The sequence below is a fragment of the Salmonella sp. SJTUF15570 genome (assembly GCF_043357055.1).
GTDB classification, from domain to species: domain Bacteria; phylum Pseudomonadota; class Gammaproteobacteria; order Enterobacterales; family Enterobacteriaceae; genus Salmonella; species Salmonella enterica.
In genome coordinates this window covers 112,959-133,963 of record NZ_JBEUKJ010000012.1, presented here as the reverse complement: position 1 = coordinate 133,963, position 21,005 = coordinate 112,959, and the positions used below count along the sequence as shown (strand labels likewise).

Sequence of the window (21,005 nt, the reverse complement as noted above, 5' to 3'; positions counted from 1 at the left end):
TGAGAGACGATTTTCAGCAGTGATTCAGAGTTGAGTACGCAATAATTTGCGCAGCAGCAAGGCGGCAAGCGAAGGAAAGGAAGGAGCATACAGAAGTATGTGACTGACTTTACGAGCGCAGGCAACGCCGCTGATGCGATAAAGAATTGCGTACAGAGCACAAAAGAATTTGCCTGGCGGCCGTAGCGCGGTGGTCCCACCTGACCCCATGCCGAACTCAGAAGTGAAACGCCGTAGCGCCGATGGTAGTGTGGGGTCTCCCCATGCGAGAGTAGGGAACTGCCAGGCATCAAATTAAGCAAAAGGCTCAGTCGAAAGACTGGGCCTTTTGTTTTATCTGTGGTCTGTCGGTGAGCACTCTCCTGAGGAGGAGAAATCCGCCGGGAGTGGATTTGAACGTTGCGCAGCAACGGCCCGTAGGGTGGCGGGCAGGACGCCCGCCATAAACTGCCAGGCATCAATTTAGTGAAGAAGCCCATCCTGACGGACGGGCTTCTTTGCGTGTGTGGTAACTGTAAAACCGTAGGCCTGATAAGCGCAGCGCCATCAGGCAACCGGCACCGCCGGATAGCAGCTTCGCCTTATCCGGCCTACAAGGAACGTGCTTTCTCTAACCACCGCAAAATGAAGGCAGAAATCTGCGATACATCATTAAGATCCAAAACGGGTACCGCTACGGCAAGTGGAATATCACTGGCAACCGCAATAACATGCTCATCAAGAATCAATTCCTCCTCGCTGTGCCCACATCCCTGACGAAAAAGTAAGATCTTCGCAACTGCCTCGTGTTTAAACCCTTCTACCAGCACCATATCCAGCTTTGATGCATCCATCCGGCTCACCAGCCATGCCAGATCCAACTCTTCTTGCCCCGGCGTTTCAGTCATTAACGCCCAGCGCTGCTGACTGGCAACCAGCGTTTGTGCCGCCCCGGCCTTACGTAATTCGTAGCTATCTTTACCCGGTTTATCAACATCCATATCATGATGGGTATGCTTAATCAGCCCTGGCCGAATACCGTGCGCACAAAGTGCTGGGATCAGCTTTTTCAGCAGTGTTGTTTTTCCCGTGCCGCTCCACGCGGCAATGGCGAGTAGCGGTATCATGGTCTCTTTTGCCATTGCGCGAGTTCCTCCGGCGTGTTGACGTTCACAAATGCCTCTTTACAATCGCTGAAATCAACGGCGTGTCCGCCTACCTGGCGCATAAAAATCATTACCCGCCGCTCGCCTGCTTGCAAATAAGCTGTCAACTGGGGCTCAACGGCACGATTAATCAACGCGATCGTTGGATGATCGCGCTCTCCATCATGAACCCAAACCACGGGTGCACCATGACGCTGCGCTGCTAAACGATCGACCAGGGTGTGGGGGATACAGGGATTATCACAGGGGCAAAACAGAAACCAGTCGCCTGCTACCTGCTGAAAAACGGAAAGCATACCCGCCAGCGGACCGGGAAAGTCAGCGATTGAATCCGGAATGACTTTCAGGCCGCTGGCCTGGTAGATATCCAGATGGCGATTAGCACTAATGACGACCGTAGCCAGTTGCGGCGCGAGCGCATCGGCAACGTGCCGCCAGAGCGGTTTCCCGTCCAGTTCAAGCAGACCTTTATCCGCACCTCCCATCCGCCTGGCTTTACCGCCTGCCAGCACCACGCCGGTTATTACTTCATCCAGATTCACCGATATCGCCTCTTTTATTGTGGGATTGACCCTGCTACCGTGTCTGTATCAAGAATAAGGAGCACAGCTATGAAATGTAAACGCCTGAATGAAGTCATTGAACTCCTCCAGCCAGCCTGGCAGAAAGAGCCTGATCTTAATCTGACGCAATTTTTGCAGAAACTGGCGAAAGAGTCAGGTTTTGACGGCAAACTGGAAGATTTAACTGATGATATCCTGATCTACCATCTGAAAATGCGCGATTCCGCCAAAGACGCCGCCATTCCAGGGATTCAAAAAGACTATGAAGAGGACTTTAAAACGGCGCTTTTACGCGCCCGCGGCGTTATTAAAGAGTAAAACCTTGTAAGCGGCGCCACCGAAATCGCCACGAAATGATATCCTGAATCATTCGTAGTATTTTCCGGATGATGGGATGAACGACAACGCTTTTACTTTCCAGACGCTACACCCGGAAACCATCATGGATGCGCTGTTTGAACAGGGGATCAGGGTGGATTCCGGGCTGACTCCACTAAACAGTTATGAAAACCGCGTCTATCAGTTTCAGGATGAAGACCGTCGACGTTTTGTCGTTAAGTTTTATCGTCCTGAACGCTGGTCTGTTGATCAAATTCGGGAAGAACACCAATTCGCGCTTGAACTGGTGAAGGATGAGGTTCCGGTTGCCGCTCCGCTCGCGTTTAATGGCCAGACGCTGCTAGCGCATCAGGGCTATCATTATGCCATTTTCCCCAGCGTAGGCGGTCGTCAGTTTGAAGCAGACAATATCGATCAGATGGAGGCGGTAGGGCGTTATCTTGGTCGATTGCATCAGACGGGGCGAAAACGTCCTTTCACTTTCCGGCCTGACATTGGGCTTGCTGAGTATCTTTTTGAACCTCGCCAGGTATTCGAAGATGCCGCACTGATTCCCTCCGGGCAAAAAGCGGCTTTCCTGAAAGCCACTGATACTCTACTGTCTGCAGTTACCGAATGCTGGCGCACCGATTTCGCCACGCTGCGATTGCACGGCGATTGTCATGCCGGCAACATTCTATGGCGTGATGGACCGCTGTTTGTCGATTTAGATGATGCCCGTAACGGCCCGGCGATACAGGATTTATGGATGCTGCTGAACGGCGACAAAGCCGAACAGCGAATGCAGCTTGAAACCATTATTGAAGCTTATGAAGAAGTTAGTGAGTTCGATACGGCTGAAATTGGTCTCATTGAACCTTTACGCGCCATGCGTTTAGTTTATTATCTTGCCTGGTTGATTCGTCGTTGGGGCGATCCTGCGTTTCCAAAGAACTTTCCCTGGTTAACAGGGGAAGATTACTGGCAGCGACAGACAACGACTTTTATTGAGCAGACTAAAATTTTGCACGAACCCCCTTTACAATTAACGCCAATGTATTAATCGGAGAGAGTTGATCATGAAAAAGATTTGGCTGGCGCTGGCTGGTATGGTTTTAGCTTTTAGCGCCTCGGCAGCACAGATCAGCGACGGTAAACAGTATATCACGCTGGATAAACCGGTCGCTGGCGAACCCCAGGTGCTGGAGTTTTTCTCCTTCTACTGCCCACATTGTTATCAGTTTGAAGAAGTGCTTCATGTGTCTGACAATGTGAAGAAAAAGCTGCCGGAAGGCACCAAAATGACCAAGTACCACGTTGAGTTCCTGGGGCCGTTGGGCAAGGAGCTCACCCAGGCATGGGCGGTGGCGATGGCGTTGGGTGTAGAAGATAAAGTCACGGTCCCGCTGTTTGAAGCCGTACAGAAAACCCAGACAGTACAATCTGCCGCGGATATCCGTAAAGTGTTCGTTGATGCGGGCGTCAAGGGCGAAGATTACGATGCGGCATGGAACAGCTTCGTGGTGAAATCACTGGTTGCGCAACAGGAGAAAGCCGCGGCTGACCTGCAACTGCAGGGCGTTCCGGCGATGTTTGTCAATGGCAAATACCAGATTAACCCACAAGGCATGGATACCAGCAGCATGGATGTTTTTGTTCAGCAGTATGCTGATACCGTGAAATATTTGGTTGATAAAAAATAAAAAGAACGCCGGTCACTGACCGGCGTTTTTATAAGATGTTTTAATCTCTTCTATCTGTATATCTTTCTTATCCCACAGCGTATTAAGCCAACGTTGAAAACGGCGTTTGAATGTTTTGTCGTTCACGTAATCGCCGTGCAGTTCTTCATTTATGGGTTCCAGTTGCACCCGAACAACAATACGGGTCAGCCTACCGCTTAGCATATCGTAGAAGGGGTGGCGATCGTTGTTTGGGTAACACAACGTAATATTAAGCAGCTTATCGAACTGTGAGCCTAAAACATTAATCGCCATTGCAATCCCGGCTGCTTTTGGCGGCAACAGATGTTGATAAGGTGAATGCGTTTGCTGACGTTTCTCATGCGTAAATCGCGAGCCTTCAACAAAGTTAACGATAGTGGTGGGATACCGACGAAACTTTTCGCAAGAGCGACGAGTTGTTTCAACATCTTTGCCGCGTCGATCGGGGTGGCGGAGCAGGTAGCTACGGGAGTAGCGCTTCATAAACGGCATATCTAATGCCCAGCACGCCAGGCCAATGAACGGTACCCAGGCCAATTGCTGTTTAAGAAAGTACTTATTCATTGGGATATGCTTGCGGAACAGAACGCAAAGCACAACGATATCGGCCCAGCTGCGATGATTACAAATCAGTAAATACCAATTTTTCTTGCTCAGCCCTTCTAACCCTTCTACATCCCATTGCAAGTGCGGATTAAGGCGTAACAGCGCTGCAAGACCAGCACACCAGCAATACATCATGAAATTGCAGAAAATGGAGACCTTGCGCCAGATACCGGGAACAGGCAAAAGAAGCTTTACCATACCGGCAACGATGATCGGTACTGAGCAAACAATAGTGACCAGGATGGTCAATACGATACTCAATGGGAGCGTGATAGCCGCGAGTATTCTCGTCATAATAAATTATTCAAAAGTTAGCCATAAACGGTGCGCGAAAAGGGCGCAAGAGGCTGATTCTATCAGAAAACGATGCTAATGATGGCGCTGAGTGAAATAGAAACACTCGTAACAACTATCCACATTATGATAACGGCATGAATCAGATAATCAGAAAAACGTGATGTTAACAACTCATTGAAAATAATGGGCAATTATTAAGGCGAGAAGGCTATCGCGCTGATTTTAAAGTAATGGTAAGAATTTACACACAAAGTTATCCACAGGTTGTTTTGCGAGCGATCCTGAAGATCGACAAAACTTTTCCGCAAATGCGGCGAAAAACTCAAGTTTTCCTCCTGTATGTGGCATCCTTTAACCATAATCTGTTAAACAGGCACGGACATTATGGTTCAGATCCCAGAAAACCCACTTATTCTCGTAGATGGCTCATCCTATCTCTATCGCGCCTATCATGCGTTTCCGCCGTTAACCAACAGCGCGGGAGAACCTACGGGCGCAATGTATGGTGTCCTCAACATGTTGCGCAGCCTGATCATGCAGTATCAGCCGACGCATGCTGCGGTGGTGTTTGACGCCAAAGGAAAAACCTTCCGTGATGAGCTCTTTGAACATTACAAATCGCATCGTCCTCCGATGCCGGATGATCTGCGTGCGCAAATAGAGCCGTTACATGCCATGGTTAAAGCCATGGGGTTACCTCTGCTGGCGGTCTCTGGCGTAGAAGCGGATGACGTTATCGGTACACTGGCGCGAGAAGCGGAGAAGGTGGGGCGTCCGGTATTAATCAGCACCGGCGATAAAGATATGGCACAGTTGGTGACGCCGAATATTACGCTGATCAACACCATGACTAACACCATCCTCGGCCCGGATGAAGTCGTTAATAAGTACGGCGTGCCGCCTGAGCTGATTATCGACTTTCTGGCGCTGATGGGGGACTCCTCGGATAATATTCCGGGCGTACCAGGCGTGGGTGAGAAGACGGCGCAAGCCTTGCTTCAGGGATTGGGCGGCCTGGATACGCTGTACGCCGAGCCGGAAAAAATTGCCGGTCTCACTTTCCGCGGCGCCAAAACGATGGCCGCTAAATTAGCGCAGAATAAAGACGTAGCGTACCTGTCTTATAAACTCGCCACCATTAAAACGGATGTTGAACTGGAGCTGACCTGCGAACAGCTTGAAGTGCAGCAGCCGATTGCGGATGAACTGCTGGGCCTGTTTAAAAAATATGAGTTTAAGCGCTGGACGGCGGACGTTGAGTCAGGCAAGTGGCTACAGGCAAAGGGCGCGAAACCGGCGGCCAAACCGCAGGAAACGGTCGTTATTGATGAATCGCCCAGCGAACCGGCAGCGGCGCTCTCTTATGAAAATTATGTCACTATTCTGGACGACGTTACGCTGGAAAGCTGGATTGAAAAGCTGAAAAAAGCGCCAGTTTTTGCTTTCGACACGGAGACCGACAGCCTGGATAATATCGCCGCCAACCTGGTGGGCCTCTCGTTTGCCATCGAACCTGGCGTTGCCGCGTATGTACCTGTCGCACATGATTATCTGGACGCTCCGGATCAAATCTCCCGCCAGCGTGCTCTGGAACTGCTGAAGCCGCTGCTGGAAGATGAAAAAGTGCGCAAAGTGGGGCAAAACCTCAAGTACGATCGCGGCGTCTTGCAAAATTACGGTATTGAGCTGCGCGGTATCGCCTTCGATACCATGCTTGAGTCTTACATTCTGAACAGCGTCGCCGGACGCCATGATATGGACAGTTTGTCCGATCGTTGGCTGAAGCACAAAACTATCACCTTTGAAGACATTGCCGGTAAAGGTAAAAACCAGCTCACCTTTAACCAGATCGCACTGGAGGAAGCGGGGCGCTATGCGGCAGAAGATGCGGATGTCACGTTACAGTTGCATCTCAAAATGTGGCCTGAGCTCCAGCAGCACAAAGGCCCGCTGAATGTTTTCGAAAACATCGAAATGCCGTTGGTGCCTGTACTGTCACGCGTTGAGCGCAATGGCGTAAAAATCGATCCTGCCGTCCTGCACAAACATTCGGAAGAAATCACGCTACGTCTGGCGGAACTGGAAAAGAAAGCGCATGACATTGCGGGCGAGGCGTTCAACCTGTCCTCAACGAAGCAGTTGCAGACTATCCTGTTTGAAAAGCAGGGTATTAAGCCGTTGAAGAAAACGCCTGGCGGCGCGCCGTCAACGTCGGAAGAGGTGCTGGAAGAGCTGGCGCTGGACTATCCGCTGCCGAAAGTGATTCTGGAGTATCGTGGTCTGGCGAAGCTAAAATCCACCTATACCGATAAGCTGCCGCTGATGATTAACCCGAAAACCGGGCGCGTCCATACGTCCTATCATCAGGCGGTAACGGCGACGGGACGTTTATCGTCCACCGATCCGAACCTGCAAAATATTCCGGTGCGCAATGAAGAGGGCCGCCGCATTCGTCAGGCATTTATTGCGCCTGAGGATTATCTCATCGTATCTGCGGACTATTCACAGATTGAGCTGCGTATTATGGCGCATCTTTCCCGTGATAAAGGGCTGCTCACGGCGTTCGCCGAAGGGAAAGATATTCACCGTGCAACGGCGGCGGAAGTCTTTGGCTTGCCGCTGGATAGCGTGACCGGGGAACAGCGCCGAAGTGCGAAAGCCATTAACTTTGGCCTGATTTACGGGATGAGCGCCTTCGGTCTTTCTCGCCAGCTTAATATTCCGCGTAAAGAGGCGCAGAAGTATATGGATCTCTACTTCGAACGCTATCCTGGCGTGCTGGAATATATGGAGCGCACCCGCGCTCAGGCAAAAGAACAAGGCTATGTGGAAACGCTGGAGGGACGCCGCCTTTACCTGCCGGATATTAAATCCAGCAACGCGGCGCGGCGCGCGGGGGCGGAACGCGCGGCGATCAATGCTCCCATGCAAGGAACGGCTGCCGATATCATCAAGCGCGCCATGATTGCCGTCGATGCCTGGCTACAGGCCGAGCAGCCACGCGTGCGGATGATTATGCAGGTACACGATGAATTAGTGTTCGAGGTGCATAAAGACGACTTAGATGCGGTAGCAAAACGTATCCATCAGTTGATGGAAAACTGCACGCGTATTGATGTGCCGTTGCTGGTGGAAGTCGGTAGCGGAGAAAATTGGGATCAAGCGCACTAAGCATTTAAGGAATAACGCGCTTTTTTCGTAATTAAGCAACATAAGCACGGGGGTTTTGTGATGGGTATTAGAATTCCCTATGTAAAGAATGAAAAAAAATTACGAAAAGGTCTTTCTGTGTTGCTCAAAAAAGAGTAAAGTTATTCACGTAGGGTACAGAGGTAAGATGTTCTATCTTTCAGACCTTTTACTTCACGTAATCGGATTTGGCTGAATATTTTAGCCGCCCCAGTCAGTTTATGACTGGGGCGTTTTTTATTGTGCGCAAGAAAAGTTTCGCTCACACCGTAGGCCGGATAAGACGCGCAGCGGCGCCATCCGGCATAGCGGGTGATTATTCCCCGTCCTGAATCTCTTCGACCGGTGCCAGTTCGCTAAACCAGCTATCCAGCTTCTGACGTAACTTATCCACGCCCTGCTTTTTCAGCGAGGAAAACGCTTCTACCTGCACATCGCCATTAAAAGCCAGCACGGCTTCACGTACCATATTCAACTGCGCCTTGCGCGCGCCGCTGGCCAGTTTGTCCGCTTTGGTCAGCAGAACCAGAACCTGGATATTGCTCTCTACAGCCCACTGGATCATCTGTTGGTCGAGGTCTTTCAACGGATGGCGGATATCCATTAAAACGACTAAGCCCTGTAGGCTTTGACGTTTCTCCAGATATTCCCCCAGCGCGCGTTGCCACTTGCGTTTCATCTCTTCCGGGACTTCCGCATAGCCATAGCCTGGCAGGTCGACCAACCGTTTGCCATCTACGACTTCAAACAGGTTAATCAATTGGGTACGGCCCGGCGTTTTAGAGGTGCGCGCCAGGCTTTTTTGGTTGGTCAACGTGTTCAGGGCGCTGGATTTGCCTGCATTGGAACGGCCAGCAAAAGCCACTTCAATTCCGCAATCGGAAGGTAAATGGCGAATATCAGGCGCACTCATCACAAAATGCGTCTGTTGATAATTCAGGTTAGTCAAAGCGGTCGTCTCCGTCAGTCAAAGCATTGTGGCGATTATACCTGAACGCCAGCAAAAGACGGATTTTTCGGCGCGTCGGTGCTGTAAGCAAAAGCCATACGCTTTGTGAGACATTGTCCATTGCACTTATGCGACATGACAGAGTCGTTGTCAGGCTCAAAGCCAGTTAATATAGTTAAATCATGAATTTATAGAAAGGTAATTGTCTGAAAAAAAGGGATTTGCCGTGTCGGTATCTTGTGAGTTTACCCCAAAAGAGTAAAGTAATGCACATAGCGAGGACGCTAACAGGATCAACGACTCAGGATGAGGGTCAGGAGCGCCAGGAGGCGAAGACACAGGATTGTCAGGAAGACAAACGTCCGGAGACGTTAGTAAAAGGAAATGGAAACAACATGGAATGTTCCAGGCTAAGGGAAAAACAGGGCGTGTTGATAGCCAACAGGGATGGTGGAACCCGTTAAGGGTCGTGAGTCAAGAAAAAAGGCGGCAGATTACTCTGTCGCCTTTTTTCTTTGCTTGCTTTCTGCTAGATTCCGCCTCAATTCTATACTGAATAAAACGGCTTAAAGATCTGACATCATGAAAAAACCAACCTCTGCACCGCGCAGTAAAGCCTTTGGCAAACAGCGTCGTAAAACGCGTGAAGAGTTAAACCAGGAGGCGCGCGACCGTAAACGCCTGAAAAAACATCGCGGTCATGCGCCGGGAAGTCGCGCGGCGGGCGGCAATTCCGCTTCGGGCGGCGGCAATCAGAATCAACAAAAAGATCCACGTATTGGCAGTAAAACACCTGTTCCATTGGGCGTGACTGAAAAAGTGACCCAACAGCATAAACCGAAAAGTGAGAAACCTATGCTTTCACCGCAGGCGGAGTTGGATTTACTGGAAACGGATGAGCGCCTGGATGCGCTGTTAGAACGTCTGGAAGCGGGCGAAACCCTGAGTGCGGAAGATCAAGCCTGGGTAGATGCCAAACTGGATCGTATTGATGAACTGATGCAGAAGCTTGGTCTGTCTTACGATGACGACGAAGAAGACGACGAAGAGGACGAGAAGCAGGAAGATATGATGCGCCTGCTAAGAGGCGGCAACTAACGGGTTTACACCGTGGGCTTGCCCGTCCTGCTTATAACCCTTCCGGTTATATGTTATCTGGTGTGGTTATTCGTTAAACTACAGCGATTGTCGCGGCGACAGAAATGGCTGCGCAGCCGGCTTGCCGCCCGTCATGGCGTGAAGCCGGTACGCCGTACCCGCCAGAGACGCCATCGGAAGGAGTGAGCATGTCTGAACAGCAAATAGACTGGGATCTGGCCCTGATCCAGAAATATAATTATTCCGGGCCACGATATACCTCGTACCCAACCGCGCTGGAGTTTTCTGAAGACTTCGAGGACGCCGCATTCTTGCAGGCTGTGGCGCGTTATCCTGAACGTCCGCTCTCGCTGTATGTGCATATCCCGTTTTGTCACAAGTTGTGTTATTTCTGCGGCTGCAACAAGATTGTCACCCGCCAACAGCATAAAGCTGACCAGTATCTTGACGCGCTTGAGCAGGAAATTCGCCATCGCGCGCCGCTGTTTGCAAACCGTCATGTCAGCCAGCTTCACTGGGGCGGCGGTACGCCTACTTACCTGAATAAAGCGCAAATCAGCCGCTTAATGACGCTGTTGCGTGAAAATTTCCACTTTAATACCGACGCGGAAATCTCGATCGAAGTCGATCCCCGTGAAATTGAGCTGGATGTGCTCGATCATTTACGTGCGGAAGGTTTTAACCGCCTGAGTATGGGCGTGCAGGACTTTAATAAAGAGGTGCAGCGCCTGGTTAACCGCGAGCAGGATGAAGAATTCATCTTTGCGCTGCTTAATCACGCCCGCGATATCGGCTTTACCTCGACCAATATCGATTTGATCTACGGTCTACCGAAACAGACGCCAGAAAGCTTCGCTTTCACGCTGAAGCGTGTGACGGAACTGAACCCCGATCGTTTGAGCGTCTTTAACTATGCGCATCTGCCAACGCTTTTTGCCGCCCAGCGTAAAATTAAAGATGCCGATTTACCCAGTGCGCAGCAGAAACTGGATATTTTGCAGGAGACCATCGTATCGCTTACTCAGGCCGGTTATCAGTTTATCGGGATGGACCATTTTGCCCGTCCGGACGACGAACTGGCCGTCGCGCAGCGCGAAGGCGTGCTGCACCGTAATTTTCAGGGCTATACGACCCAGGGCGATACCGATCTGCTGGGGATGGGGGTTTCTGCTATCAGCATGATTGGCGATGGCTACATGCAGAACCAGAAAGAGCTGAAGCGTTATTACCAGCAAGTGGATGAGCGGGGCAATGCGCTATGGCGTGGTATTACGCTGACCCGTGATGATTGCATTCGTCGCGATGTTATCAAGGCGCTGATTTGTAACTTCCGCCTGGATTTTAACGCTGTCGAACAGCAGTGGGGTTTGCATTTCGCTGAGTATTTTGCCGAAGATTTGCAGTTACTGTCGCCGCTGGCGAAAGATGGGCTGGTGGATATTAGCGAGAAGGGAATTCAGGTGACGGCGAAAGGTCGTTTGCTGATCCGCAATATCTGCATGTGCTTTGACGCGTATCTGCGCCAGAAAGCGCGGATGCAGCAGTTCTCGCGCGTCATTTAGCCGGGTTGCCCGGTGGCGCTGCGCTTACCGGGCCTACACGTTGCGACAACCTGTAGGCCGGATAAGCATTAGCGCCATCCGGCACATTGTCAGCTGAACAGTCCCACCAGCGCGGCACACAACACGGCGGCTAGCGCAGTTTGTGGCGTGTGGCTGTCGACCGCTCCACTCGATACCAGATTAATAATAGATTCTAACATAATGAATCCCCCCGTTTGCCGGGCATGATCATACTGAACTCATCGGAACAGTAAAGCGCAAAATAGCAGCGTTTTGCGCTCAATTATTAATCTTTACACTCGCGGGTAATGTTTACTCCATTCCCAGCTCTTTCAACTTCCGCGTTAGGGTGTTTCGCCCCCAACCGAGCAGCCTGGCGGCTTCCTGTTTATGACCCTGCGTATGGCGTAACGCCGTGGTCAGTAGCGTTCTCTCCAGTTCTGGCTGCGCTTCAGAAAGCAGGTTTTGATGACCGGATCGCAAGGCGCGGTCCGCCCATTGCGCCAGTAATGTAGCCCAGCTATCCGGCGGCAGGTGGGACGGGCTATCCGGCGCCGAGGCTTCAAACAGTTCGCCCGGTAAATCCTGGATCAATACCTCCTGTCCGGCGGCCATGACGGTGAGCCAGCGGCAGGTATTTTCTAACTGACGCACGTTACCAGGCCATGCCAGGCGCGTTAACGCCGTTTCGGTTTCCGGATGTAATAATTTGGCTTCCACACCTAATTCACGGGCGGCGACCTGCAAAAAATGGCGCGCCAGGCGCGGAATATCCTCACGGCGTTCACGCAACGGCGGAAGATGGATACGAATCACGTTCAGGCGGTGGAACAGGTCTTCGCGGAATTTCCCTTCCTGAACGCGTCGTTCGAGGTTCTGGTGGGTGGCGGCAATAATGCGCACATCCACTTTTACCGGCGCGTACCCGCCCACACGGTAGAACTGTCCGTCAGCCAGCACGCGTAACAGACGAGTCTGGACATCCAGCGGCATATCGCCAATTTCGTCCAGAAACAGCGTACCGCCGTCAGCCTGCTCGAAACGGCCCTGCCGGATGGTATTCGCCCCGGTAAAAGCGCCTTTCTCATGGCCAAACAGTTCGGATTCAATCAAATCTTTCGGGATGGCCGCCATATTGAGCGCGATAAACGGCGCTTTGGCGCGTGGGCTATGGCGATGTAGCGCATGGGCGACCAGTTCTTTACCGGTTCCTGATTCGCCGTTAATCAGCACGCTAATCGAAGAACGCGACAGCCGACCAATAATGCGAAACACATCCTGCATGGCGGGCGCTTCGCCTATCATGTCTGTTGTCGGGCCGTTAACCTCGATATTACGCGGCTGCTGCTGCTCCTGATAGTGGCTAATCGCGCGCTCGACCAGAGCGACGGCTTCATCAATATCAAACGGTTTAGGTAGATAATCAAACGCCCCCTGCTGATAAGCGCTCACGGCGGCATCTAAATCGGAATGCGCGGTCATAATGATGACCGGAAGCATCGGGTGACGCTGTTTAATCTGCTTTAATAGCGCCAGCCCGTCCATTCCCGGCATTCGGATATCCGACAGCAAGACGTCCGGCGTTTTACTGGCCAGCGCAGCCAGTACTTCATTACCATTCTCAAAGGTGGTACAGGTCAACCCTGCCCCGGCGAGAGCACGCTCAAGCACCCAACGGATGGAACTATCATCATCGACGACCCAGACTATTCCTCGTTGCATAAACACCTCTATTTCCGAATCGGCAGGTAAACCGAAAACTCGGTATGCCCCGGCCAACTGGTAAATTCAATTTTGCCGGCGTGTTGATCGATAAGATTGCGGGCGATAGATAACCCAAGCCCGGTGCCGCCTTCGCGACCGCTGACCATCGGGTAGAACAGCGTATCCTGTAAATGGGGAGGAATGCCCGGCCCATTGTCTTCAACGTCTATACGCGCCGCCAGGCGATAGCGTTCGCCATGCAGCGTTAACTGGAAGGCGGTACGGGTACGCAGCGTAATTTCGCCGCCTTCCGGCCCCAGCGCCTGCAAGGCATTGCGGACAATATTCAGCAGTACTTGCTCAATTTGTTCCGGATCGTGCGGCAGTTCTGGCAGACTGGGGTCGTAATCGCGGATAAGCCGGACATTATCCGGCAGTTCCATCGACACCAGCGCCACCACGCGCTCTGCGACTTTATGTATGCTCTCGGTAATGTGCATTCCCGGGTGCTGCGGCCCCAGCAAACGATCGACAAGGTTGCGTAGCCTGTCGGCCTGTTCAATGATGACTTTGGTATATTCCGTTAGCGCCGGGTCGGGCAGCGCCTTGCTGAGTAGCTGCGCCGCGCCGCGCAGGCCGCCGAGCGGATTTTTGATTTCGTGCGCCAGACCGCGCACCAGATCGCGGGCGGCGATTTGCTGCGCGTGCTGCAACTGCTCCTGACTCAGACGACGCTGGTTATCCATCGGCGCCATTTCGAGCAGTATAAAATCGTCGGGCAGACGTTGGGCGGTCAAAGAGAGAATATGCGAGCGACTATCAATCACCAGCGTTACTTCGTTATCGGTAAAGCCTTGTCCTGCCGCTAAACTTTCGCGCATCAGGTCAATGTTTAACGAAAAATAGCTCAACAGTTCAGGTAACGGCGTCCCGAACAGTTTGCGTGAGCTTTGCGCGAGCAACTGCTGCGCGGCAGGATTGGCGTAATGGATTGCCAGCGCGTCGTCGACCACCAGCACGCTGTTGATTAACGAATTGAGGATCTGCCCAGCATCGGGCTGTATGCCGCTTGCCATTCAGCAGTCTCCTGGAAAAGGTTGCACCATTTTAGTGCATTATAGCTTTTTACTACTAAAAAGCGCGTGAGATCAGATTGTTGGTGGAGAAAAAAGCCCATCCTGGGATGGGCTGAAAGTTTCCACGGCAACTCAAAAACTCCTGACGCCTTTCACGCTGCTGCTGCGTTGGCTGCCTTCGCTTACCCCAGTCACATCGCTATCTATGCTCCTGGGGATGTGCTCAGTTGCCGCCTTGCAGCAACGCGAAATTCGTCGGATTTTTAATATACGATTAAACGCTGTAGTACAGCTCAAACTCTACCGGGTGCGGGGTCATACGCACGCGGTCATCTTCTTCGCGACGCAGCGCAATATACGCATCGATCGCTTCATCCGTGAACACGCCGCCTGCTTTCAGGAACTCGCGGTCCAGGTCCAGCGCGTTCAGCGCTTCTTCCAGAGAACCCGCTACCTGTGGGATCTCTTTCGCTTCTTCCGGCGGCAGGTCATACAGGTTTTTGTCCATGGCTTCGCCCGGGTGAATCTTATTCTTAATCCCGTCCAGACCGGCCATCAGCAGGGCGGCAAAGCACAGATACGGGTTAGCCGCCGGGTCCGGGAAGCGAACTTCGATACGGCGCGCTTTCGGAGACGCCACCACCGGAATACGGATGGAGGCGGAACGGTTACGGGCGGAGTAGGCCAGCATCACCGGCGCTTCGTAACCCGGGACCAGACGCTTGTAGGAGTTGGTGGTCGGGTTCGCCAGGGCGTTGATGGCTTTGGCGTGTTTGATGACGCCGCCGATGTAGTACAGCGCTTGTTCAGACAGGCCGGCATATTTGTCGCCAGAGAACAGGTTGGTGCCGTTCTTCGCCAGCGACATGTGGCAGTGCATACCGGAACCGTTATCGCCGAACATCGGTTTTGGCATAAAGGTCGCGGTCTTACCGAAGCGGTGAGCCACGTTATGCACGACATATTTGTAAATCTGAATTTCGTCGGCTTTTTTGGTCATGGTGTTAAAGCGGGTCGCCACTTCGTTCTGACCTGCGGTCGCTACTTCGTGGTGGTGCGCTTCAACGACCAGGCCCATCTGCTCCATGACCAGACACATTTCAGAACGGATATCCTGCGCGGAGTCAACTGGCGGAACCGGGAAATAACCGCCTTTCACGCCCGGACGATGGCCTTTGTTGCCGCCTTCATATTTGGTAGAGGAGTTCCAGGCGCCTTCAATATCGTCAATCGCCACATGTGAGCCGGAGATAGATGCGCCGAAGCGGATGTCGTCGAACAGGAAGAATTCAGGTTCCGGCCCAAACAGGACGGTATCGGCGATACCGGTCGCGCGCAGGTAGTCTTCCGCACGTTTTGCGATGGAACGTGGGTCACGGTCATAACCTTGCAGAGTGCCAGGCTCCAGGATGTCGCAACGGATAATCAGGGTAGAGTCCGCGAAGAACGGGTCAATCACTGCGGTGGATGCGTCTGGCATCAGCACCATGTCGGATTCGTTAATGCCTTTCCAGCCGCCGATAGAGGAGCCGTCAAACATTTTGCCTTCTTCAAAGAATTCGGCATTTACCTGATGAGCAGGAATCGTGACGTGCTGTTCTTTGCCTTTGGTATCGGTGAAGCGCAGATCGACAAACTTCACTTCGTGCTCGTTCAGCATCGTCAAAACGTGTTCAGCGGACATACTTGTACTCTCCCGGATTGGTCATGGTCGGTCGTCGTGGTAACGAGATCTTCAATTCTGCTGGCCGTGTCGCCGTAAAAATATAAAGCGAAATCTGTGCCAACTTTCACATTGCCCCCAAAAGGCGTTATCATGCGCACCATCGTGCAAAAGGGCTGCACCACGGTGACTATGTTGCACCAAAATAGTGCTTTAATGTGAACATTAAGCACCACATTGGTGCAATAGAACGCAAGCCACCCTTTTAACGCTCCGTGAAAGCGATCACAAAGAGACTCTGCAATACTTGTTTGCGGAGGATGTTTGTGATCCTGTTTTGTAGTGCGATTAATCCGTGTACAATAACGCGCTATTTCTAATGCCTGAGGCAAAGTTGTGATCGAAAATTTGCGTAACATCGCCATCATCGCGCACGTTGACCATGGTAAAACTACCCTGGTTGATAAGCTGCTCCAGCAATCCGGTACGTTCGACGCGCGTGCCGAAACTCAAGAGCGAGTGATGGACTCCAACGATTTGGAGAAAGAGCGTGGTATTACTATCCTCGCTAAAAACACCGCTATTAAATGGAATGATTACCGTATCAACATCGTTGATACTCCCGGGCACGCTGACTTCGGTGGTGAAGTAGAGCGCGTCATGTCCATGGTTGACTCTGTGCTGCTGGTGGTTGACGCATTTGACGGCCCGATGCCGCAAACGCGCTTCGTGACCAAAAAAGCCTTTGCTCATGGCCTGAAACCTATTGTGGTTATCAACAAGGTTGACCGTCCTGGCGCGCGCCCTGACTGGGTTGTTGACCAGGTATTCGACCTGTTTGTTAACCTCGACGCGACCGACGAACAGCTGGACTTCCCGATCATCTACGCTTCGGCGCTGAACGGTATCGCGGGTCTGGACCACGAAGATATGGCGGAAGACATGACCCCGCTGTATCAGGCGATCATTGATCATGTTCCGGCGCCGGACGTTGACCTCGATGGTCCGTTGCAGATGCAGATCTCCCAGCTGGACTACAACAACTATGTTGGCGTTATCGGCATTGGCCGTATCAAACGCGGCAAAGTGAAGCCGAACCAGCAGGTCACTATCATCGATAGTGAAGGGAAAACCCGTAACGCGAAAGTAGGTAAAGTGCTGACGCATCTGGGTCTGGAGCGTATCGACAGCGATATCGCCGAAGCGGGCGATATCATTGCGATCACCGGTCTGGGCGAGCTGAACATTTCCGACACCATCTGCGACCCGCAGAACGTTGAAGCGCTGCCGGCGCTGTCCGTTGATGAGCCGACCGTGTCTATGTTCTTCTGCGTTAACACCTCGCCGTTCTGCGGTAAAGAAGGTAAGTTTGTGACTTCTCGTCAGATTCTTGACCGTCTGAACAAAGAGCTGGTGCATAACGTGGCGCTGCGCGTTGAAGAAACCGAAGATGCGGATGCGTTCCGTGTATCCGGTCGTGGCGAACTGCACCTGTCCGTGCTGATTGAAAATATGCGTCGTGAAGGTTTCGAACTGGCGGTTTCCCGTCCGAAAGTTATCTTCCGTGAAATCGACGGTCGTAAACAAGAGCCGTACGAAAACGTGACGCTGGACGTCGAAGAGCAGCACCAGGGGTCTGTCATGCAGGCGCTGGGCGAGCGTAAAGGCGACCTGAAAAACATGAATCCGGACGGTAAAGGCCGCGTACGTCTCGACTACGTGATCCCAAGCCGTGGGCTGATTGGTTTCCGTTCAGAATTCATGACCATGACTTCCGGTACGGGTCTGCTGTACTCCACCTTCAGCCATTACGACGATATTCGTCCGGGTGAAGTGGGCCAGCGTCAGAACGGCGTACTGATCTCCAACGGTCAGGGTAAAGCGGTGGCGTTTGCGCTGTTCGGTTTGCAGGATCGCGGTAAGCTGTTCCTGGGTCACGGCGCGGAAGTTTACGAAGGCCAGATTATTGGTATTCACAGTCGCTCCAACGACCTGACGGTAAACTGCCTGACCGGTAAGAAACTGACCAACATGCGTGCGTCCGGTACGGATGAAGCGGTGATTCTGGTTCCGCCAATTAAAATGAGCCTTGAGCAAGCGCTGGAGTTCATTGATGACGACGAACTGGTAGAAGTCACCCCAACCTCTATCCGTATCCGTAAACGTCACCTGACGGAAAACGATCGCCGCCGTGCGAACCGTGGTCAGAAAGAAGAGTAATTAACGCTCTTACGGATAAAAACCCTGCCGAAATGAAAACTCGGCGGGGTTTTTTTATTCACATTGAGAAAGGGATAAGGTTGCCAAAAAATCAGCAATCGCTGGCGTATTATGCCGACCAATGACGCTATCCGCATACATCTTTGCCCGAGCGCTGGCATTCCCCATCGCGACGCCCAATCCGGCTAAACGTAGCATTTCCGCATCGTTATCATTATCGCCAAACGCCATCACTTCGCGCATTGCGATATGCTGTTGCTGTGCATATCTGGCGAGGCTTTGTCCTTTGCTACACCCCTTCTGGAGAATATCCAGTTGATGATGCCAGGACCAGGTACAGCTTAGCTGTAATTCATGCTGTATAAACTCAGCAATATTTTGTAGTTGTTTTATGTGCCGATGAACGACGCTGATTTGCCAAATATTCTCCCTACTGCTTAGCTCATCAGCCTGAAAGATTATTTTATCATCAGCACGAATTGTCGGTTTAAGCGGATATACCCGCGCCAGTATTTTTTCCGTTTGTAAGTGCGTCAGCGGCAGTGGATGAAGGATCTGCTGTTGAGCCGGTTGATAAATATAACTTCCGTTACAACAGATCATCGGTTCGGTGAGCGCCAGCGTTTGATAATACGCATAGGCTTCACGATGAGAGCGACCGGTGACAAGCATTATTCGGCAGCCCATGTCCTGCATCTGACGGATAGCGGTTAGCGACTCTGGCAGAATTTGTTTATTACGGTTTAGCAGCGTTCCATCAAGATCAAAAGCGATTAAACGATATCGCATGAGCGCCCGATCCTAAAACAGCGTGAGGTATCCAGGTGATTCAGCAATGGAATATCGAGACGGTGCTGATAAGCGAGAAAACAGTGGCATTGTTTTGCCTGGCAGGCGGGAGAATTAAGCCGTTGCTGATATAAATTACCCATTTTAATTTTGCTGATATGACAAGCAAAAAGATCGCCTTCTGCATTCATAAAAATACTTTTTCTTCCTGCGGTACAGATATCCAGCTGCGCTGGCCACTGCTGCGTTTCAATCACATACAGCGGATCGAGTTCGCCGAAGGCGATGGTTTCCTCCACGGTATGCCGGGTATTGGCACACTCGTTGGCGTTAAACCAAAAATAATTCTGGTCAGGCAACTGCTGGCGTAGCCAACGAAACTGGTCGATATCTTTCATACTGGCGACAGCCCCCGCGCACCAGGTTATTCCGGCGGCAGAGAGCGCTAAACACTGCTGGAGAAAGCGCTCAGCGGTAATTTGTGAGGGATGAAAAGAACACCATAACCGAAGCTTTGAGATATCTCCGCCGCCAGCACGAAATGCCTCCAGCAATGACATTAACGAAAAAGAGGCATTAGTTTGTATGCCGACCGCCTGAACATGAGGATAGCGGCTAATTTCTGCCAGCGCCGCCATGTAATAACGCAAGCGTAGCGCCTCGCCATAGGGCGTAATCATCACATTCAACGGCGTACCTAAAAGAGGCAAATGGTCAACCATGCGCCATAGCGCGGCTTCGTCGCGTTTTTTATCGTTACGGGCGTGTTTATGGAACGGGCAATAGCCGCAATGATAATTACACGATTTAAGATAGCCGCGATAAAACAGCGTGTGAATATCGCGCAGGGCGGGGGTACTCATCTCTGCCGATTCTCCCGTAGCATCACCTCAGGCGAAACGAACACAGGTGCAAGGCAATCGGATAACGCCATACCGGTCTCCGTTAGCCGGAGGCGACTGCCATTCTGATAACAGTAGCCCTGCCGTATAAAGCGTTCCAGGTCGGGGAAACCCCTTAGCGCATCGCTGGCAAAATATTGCTGATAATCGCTAAGAGAAAGTCCCTGCCAGAAAAATAGATTTTTAATGATAAAGCGGCGTTTCATTTCATCAGGGGGGAGCAGATAACCGTGATTAATGACGGTTTTATCCGGGCTGTCGATAAACGCCTGAATGATTTTCCGTGATGTTTGCAGGTTCGACGACCACGGCGAACAGTAATGCAGATTGCCAAGATAACTTCTGCCGCCCGCGCCGAGCGCCAGTGAGTTTTCAAATCCGCAGCTTTCCGCCGCGGCGGATGGCGCTGGATTAAGGACGAAACGGCGCATGGACGTTTGGGTATAGCCCGCGTTGCGTAAAAGATCGCGGGCTAAAACGTAGTAGCTATGCATATTTTCCTGGCGAGGCATATTATAAAGCGGATAAAGAAAAAGCTCTTCCGGTTGATAAACGAGCGCCTGATGTAACGATTCCGTCAGGCTTGCGTGAGTCTGGCCGGGAATGCCGTAAATAATATCAATATTGAGTGATGGAAAATGACCCGCCTTTAGCCATTCCAGCGCCTGGTGCGCGCTGGCGGCATTGTGGCGGCGATGCAGCGTATGTAACTCGCTATCATGAAAACTTTGTACGCCAATACTGACGCGATTAACGGAAAAGGCGTTTAATAGCGCTACTTTTTCTGCCGTGGTATCCGTAGGGGAAGTTTCAATTGTTTTATAAATATTCCAGTCAACATTGAGCACATCAAAGACGGAAAAAAATAACTTCTCTAATTGCGCAATGTTTAATAGCAGAGGTGTGCCGCCGCCTACGGTAAAGCTTGCCCAGTGGACGGGCGCCAGCGCCATTTGTTGGCCCTGGGTAATAATCGCGTCGATATAGCTATCAATGAACGTCTTCTCTGCGCCAGTGCAGGTAAATAAATTACAGAACCCGCAGCGACTTTGACAAAACGGCATATGAACATACAGATGTGTGTCGTGCTCGTAAATCCGCGGTTTTACTTCGCTAAAGCTGACGTTCTCCAGCTCCCGATAAGCCGTCTTATGCGGATAACTGTACATATACTGACGATAAATATCATTGTTATTCATA

19 protein-coding genes and 1 rRNA gene are annotated in these 21,005 nt (G+C 51.6%); 9 read left to right on the top strand and 11 right to left on the bottom strand.

Annotated elements, in window-relative coordinates:
- Positions 1 to 172 precede the first annotated feature (172 nt).
- Positions 173 to 288, top strand: a 5S ribosomal RNA gene (gene rrf, locus ABVN44_RS20365).
- Between the two features lie 302 nt (positions 289 to 590).
- Here rrf and mobB read toward each other — a convergent pair.
- Both mobB and mobA read right to left on the bottom strand, forming a co-directional pair.
- A complete protein-coding gene (gene mobB / locus ABVN44_RS20360) occupies positions 591 to 1,106 on the bottom strand; it encodes a molybdopterin-guanine dinucleotide biosynthesis protein MobB (protein WP_010989085.1) in 516 nt (171 codons plus the stop codon).
- Positions 1,103 to 1,687 carry a molybdenum cofactor guanylyltransferase MobA gene (mobA, locus tag ABVN44_RS20355; RefSeq protein WP_001046883.1) on the bottom strand — a complete coding sequence of 195 codons (585 nt, stop codon included), beginning with the start codon at positions 1,685 to 1,687 and terminating at the stop codon, positions 1,103 to 1,105. The genes mobB and mobA overlap by 4 nt, the downstream gene beginning before the upstream one ends.
- 69 nt (positions 1,688 to 1,756) lie before the next feature.
- Here mobA and ABVN44_RS20350 point away from each other — a divergent pair, with 69 nt between their 5' ends.
- The 3 genes from ABVN44_RS20350 (at position 1,757) to dsbA (ending at position 3,729) form a co-directional block, all read left to right on the top strand.
- Entirely contained in the window at positions 1,757 to 2,026 is a 270-nt protein-coding gene (locus ABVN44_RS20350) for a YihD family protein (RefSeq protein WP_000649858.1), read from the top strand.
- A gap of 76 nt (positions 2,027 to 2,102) precedes the next feature.
- Positions 2,103 to 3,089 (top strand): serine/threonine protein kinase, encoded by a 987-nt coding sequence (locus ABVN44_RS20345; RefSeq protein WP_000999264.1) that lies wholly within the window; start codon positions 2,103 to 2,105, stop codon positions 3,087 to 3,089.
- 16 nt (positions 3,090 to 3,105) lie between these two features.
- Positions 3,106 to 3,729 (top strand): thiol:disulfide interchange protein DsbA, encoded by a 624-nt coding sequence (gene dsbA, locus ABVN44_RS20340; protein ID WP_000725364.1) that lies wholly within the window; start codon positions 3,106 to 3,108, stop codon positions 3,727 to 3,729.
- Positions 3,730 to 3,741: 12 nt separating this feature from the next.
- On the opposite strand, the gene ABVN44_RS20335 is transcribed toward dsbA, so the two are convergent.
- Positions 3,742 to 4,650, bottom strand: a complete 909-nt coding sequence (locus tag ABVN44_RS20335; RefSeq protein ID WP_000196902.1) for an acyltransferase — start codon at positions 4,648 to 4,650, stop codon at positions 3,742 to 3,744.
- A gap of 387 nt (positions 4,651 to 5,037) precedes the next feature.
- Here ABVN44_RS20335 and polA point away from each other — a divergent pair, with 387 nt between their 5' ends.
- Positions 5,038 to 7,824 carry a DNA polymerase I gene (gene polA / locus ABVN44_RS20330; protein WP_000249960.1) on the top strand — a complete coding sequence of 929 codons (2,787 nt, stop codon included), beginning with the start codon at positions 5,038 to 5,040 and terminating at the stop codon, positions 7,822 to 7,824.
- 334 nt (positions 7,825 to 8,158) lie between these two features.
- Here the strand turns inward: polA and yihA are convergent, their stop codons facing one another.
- Positions 8,159 to 8,791: a ribosome biogenesis GTP-binding protein YihA/YsxC gene (gene yihA / locus ABVN44_RS20325; protein ID WP_000183327.1), complete on the bottom strand. Its 633-nt coding sequence runs from the start codon at positions 8,789 to 8,791 to the stop codon at positions 8,159 to 8,161.
- Positions 8,792 to 9,030: 239 nt separating this feature from the next.
- Between yihA and ABVN44_RS20320 the strand changes: the two genes are divergently transcribed.
- From ABVN44_RS20320 to hemN, 3 genes are all read left to right on the top strand, one after another.
- Positions 9,031 to 9,255, top strand: a complete 225-nt coding sequence (locus ABVN44_RS20320) for a hypothetical protein (RefSeq protein WP_001541209.1) — start codon at positions 9,031 to 9,033, stop codon at positions 9,253 to 9,255.
- A gap of 118 nt (positions 9,256 to 9,373) precedes the next feature.
- Entirely contained in the window at positions 9,374 to 9,889 is a 516-nt protein-coding gene (gene yihI, locus ABVN44_RS20315) for a Der GTPase-activating protein YihI (RefSeq protein WP_000743292.1), read from the top strand.
- 188 nt (positions 9,890 to 10,077) lie between these two features.
- On the top strand, positions 10,078 to 11,451 hold the full coding sequence (gene hemN, locus ABVN44_RS20310) for an oxygen-independent coproporphyrinogen III oxidase (RefSeq protein ID WP_000003528.1): 1,374 nt from the start codon (positions 10,078 to 10,080) through the stop codon (positions 11,449 to 11,451).
- An 89-nt stretch (positions 11,452 to 11,540) separates the two neighbouring features.
- On the opposite strand, the gene ABVN44_RS20305 is transcribed toward hemN, so the two are convergent.
- The 4 genes from ABVN44_RS20305 to glnA form a co-directional block, all read right to left on the bottom strand.
- Positions 11,541 to 11,651, bottom strand: a complete 111-nt coding sequence (locus ABVN44_RS20305) for a YshB family small membrane protein (protein WP_001578131.1) — start codon at positions 11,649 to 11,651, stop codon at positions 11,541 to 11,543.
- Between the two features lie 112 nt (positions 11,652 to 11,763).
- Positions 11,764 to 13,173, bottom strand: a complete 1,410-nt coding sequence (gene glnG, locus ABVN44_RS20300; RefSeq protein WP_001188782.1) for a nitrogen regulation protein NR(I) — start codon at positions 13,171 to 13,173, stop codon at positions 11,764 to 11,766.
- 8 nt (positions 13,174 to 13,181) lie between these two features.
- Positions 13,182 to 14,231 carry a nitrogen regulation protein NR(II) gene (gene glnL, locus ABVN44_RS20295; RefSeq protein WP_000146194.1) on the bottom strand — a complete coding sequence of 350 codons (1,050 nt, stop codon included), beginning with the start codon at positions 14,229 to 14,231 and terminating at the stop codon, positions 13,182 to 13,184.
- Positions 14,232 to 14,505: 274 nt separating this feature from the next.
- Positions 14,506 to 15,915, bottom strand: a complete 1,410-nt coding sequence (gene glnA, locus ABVN44_RS20290) for a glutamate--ammonia ligase (RefSeq protein WP_001271699.1) — start codon at positions 15,913 to 15,915, stop codon at positions 14,506 to 14,508.
- A 375-nt stretch (positions 15,916 to 16,290) separates the two neighbouring features.
- Here glnA and typA point away from each other — a divergent pair, with 375 nt between their 5' ends.
- The gene (gene typA / locus ABVN44_RS20285; RefSeq protein WP_000572060.1) at positions 16,291 to 18,114 is read left to right on the top strand and encodes a ribosome-dependent GTPase TypA; all 1,824 of its coding nucleotides are present in this window, start codon (positions 16,291 to 16,293) and stop codon (positions 18,112 to 18,114) included.
- Between the two features lie 54 nt (positions 18,115 to 18,168).
- Here the strand turns inward: typA and ABVN44_RS20280 are convergent, their stop codons facing one another.
- The 3 genes from ABVN44_RS20280 to ABVN44_RS20270 are packed head-to-tail and all read right to left on the bottom strand — an operon-like array spanning position 18,169 to position 21,004.
- On the bottom strand, positions 18,169 to 18,903 hold the full coding sequence (locus ABVN44_RS20280; RefSeq protein ID WP_023232725.1) for a Cof-type HAD-IIB family hydrolase: 735 nt from the start codon (positions 18,901 to 18,903) through the stop codon (positions 18,169 to 18,171).
- Positions 18,888 to 19,766 (bottom strand): STM4011 family radical SAM protein, encoded by an 879-nt coding sequence (locus ABVN44_RS20275; RefSeq protein ID WP_048348792.1) that lies wholly within the window; start codon positions 19,764 to 19,766, stop codon positions 18,888 to 18,890. The genes ABVN44_RS20280 and ABVN44_RS20275 overlap by 16 nt, the downstream gene beginning before the upstream one ends.
- Complete coding sequence (locus ABVN44_RS20270; RefSeq protein ID WP_023232505.1) at positions 19,763 to 21,004, bottom strand: STM4012 family radical SAM protein; 1,242 nt, start codon at positions 21,002 to 21,004, stop codon at positions 19,763 to 19,765. The genes ABVN44_RS20275 and ABVN44_RS20270 overlap by 4 nt, the downstream gene beginning before the upstream one ends.
- Position 21,005 lies beyond the last annotated feature (1 nt).